Annotated in this window: 1 protein-coding gene; it reads left to right on the top strand. The window is 63.9% G+C overall.

Going from position 1 to position 762, the window contains the following annotated elements; all coding sequences use genetic code 11:
• The coding region (locus NKI58_RS35455) for an HAD-IC family P-type ATPase (protein WP_352854540.1) at positions 1-762 on the top strand (762 nt) is incomplete at both ends.

The raw sequence follows: 762 nt of genomic DNA, 5'->3' as shown, positions 1-762 counted from the left end.
CTATGCGATGAGCCTCCATGAGACGATCACCCATGGCGACCACGCCTATTTCGACGCGTCGGTGTCTCTGCTGTTCTTCCTGTTGATCGGCCGCACGCTGGATCACGTGATGCGCGCACGCGCCCGCACCGCCGTGAAAGGCCTGTCACAACTGGCCGCGCGTGGCGCCATGGTGCTGCGCGACGGTGGCGCACGCGACTATCTGCCGGTTGGCGAGATCGAACCGGGCATGCTGTTGCTGATAGCGGCCGGCGAAAGGATCCCCGTCGACGGCAAGATCACGCGTGGGACATCGGACGTCGACTGCTCGCTGGTTTCGGGAGAGAGCACGCCCAGAAGCGTGGCTCCAAACGATGCCGTCCAGGCCGGCGTGCTCAACCTTACCGGCCCGCTGACCATCGAGGCGACAGCCGCCGCGAAGGATTCGTTCCTGGCGGAAATGGTTCGGCTGATGGAAGCCGCCGAGGGCGGTCGCGCACATTACCGCCGCATCGCCGATCGCGTTTCAGCACTCTATGCTCCAGTTGTTCATCTCACCGCCTTCGTGACATTCCTTGGCTGGATGGCGGCAACCGGCGACTGGCATCGGGCGATAACCATCGCCATCGCCGTTTTGATCATCACATGTCCGTGCGCGCTCGGGCTCGCCGTGCCGATCGTCCAGGTGGTCGCCGCGCGGCGGCTGTTCGAGAACGGCATCATGGTCAAGGATGGTTCGGCCATGGAGCGCCTGGCAACGATTGATGCAGCGGTGTTCGACAA

The sequence above is a fragment of the Mesorhizobium sp. M0522 genome (assembly GCF_040321085.1).
In the GTDB taxonomy this organism is placed as follows: Bacteria; Pseudomonadota; Alphaproteobacteria; order Rhizobiales; family Rhizobiaceae; genus Mesorhizobium.
The sequence above is the reverse complement of the archived record's forward strand: the minus strand, read 5'-3'. Positions and strand labels throughout refer to the sequence as shown.